The sequence below is a fragment of the Niallia sp. HCP3S3_B10 genome, assembly GCF_052064465.1.
GTDB lineage: Bacteria > Bacillota > Bacilli > Bacillales > Cytobacillaceae > Niallia > Niallia hominis.
Map to the genome: position 1 here is coordinate 1 of NZ_JBQHVO010000144.1, position 1037 is coordinate 1037.

General features: G+C 35.2%; 2 pseudogenes. Both read right to left on the reverse strand.

Annotation, left to right across the window (positions count from 1 at the left end):
• Nucleotides 1-74: 74 nt before the first annotated feature.
• A pseudogene (locus ACTNDN_RS24885) lies at nt 75-161 on the reverse strand (hypothetical protein); the annotation flags it as partial.
• A gap of 52 nt (nt 162-213) precedes the next feature.
• Nucleotides 214-855 (reverse strand): annotated as a pseudogene (locus ACTNDN_RS24890) (IS21 family transposase); the annotation flags it as partial.
• Between the last annotated feature and the right edge of the window lie 182 nt (nt 856-1037).

Sequence of the window (1037 nt, forward strand, 5' to 3'; positions counted from 1 at the left end):
ACCAGTGTCTTGTATTTCATTTAAAAAACTTAACTAAATAATAACCCAGGCCCCATCTAAAACATAGGTGGGGTCTATTTGACGCTTACGTTCTGACAGCTTTTTTCACCTTTGACACTGTATTTTCCATTACATCTCCAGACAATTCTTCTAAGCCTTTCATCGGTAGAGTTCCATACCTTTCTTCCAAATGGGCTACCACAATGCCCACATCTCCGTTAATATTGTTTTTGGAACTCCTCCAAACGCTTCAAAGCTTTCCATCAAAAAGGATATTAGTACACTTTGTGACTTTGACATGGTTAGTCCATAAGACTTGAATCTTGAATTACCTAACACTAGTACCCCGACATTGACGTATATAATTTCCCCCTCTTTTGTTATGTATCTAATGTTCTCTTTCCAATCAAATTGTGCTTGTTCCCCGGGAGGGGTCTCAAAACGAACAACGGTCTTGTTCGCTTGAATTCTTTTTCCATCACTAAAGTATGCCTGGAATTCAGGTTTATCAGATATATAGCGTCGGAAAGATGACTGAGAACATTCTAACCCATGGTTATCTTTTAGATACTCCCATAGAATCCTCTTGTAGTAAAAGGTTTGTATAGATTCCTCTGAAAGTAGCTCAGATATAACGTTATATAAGTCATCTATTTTTGACTTTCTATTACGAGTTTTGCAAGAACTATTCCCATTTAAATATCGATCCACTGTCCTCCTATCTACACCTAATTCCCGCCCTAATCTACTTTTATTTATTTTCATATTTAGGCTCTACATTAGAAGCTTTAACTTTGGTAAATCTTCCAAACAATTAATTTCTATATCTGTACTTATATCTAGATGTACATGCATCCTCTTCACCTCAGTGTAAGTATGCATGTATGACACTAAACTGTACATTCTTATGTAATCATTTCTGTACATTATTAAATTAGCATTTATACTCGGTGTTATAAGTGAAAAATTAGGCTTTAGTTACTTCATTAAAGCGCCTGATTGTTGAAGACTAAAGTTTATATTCACCAAGAAATGCT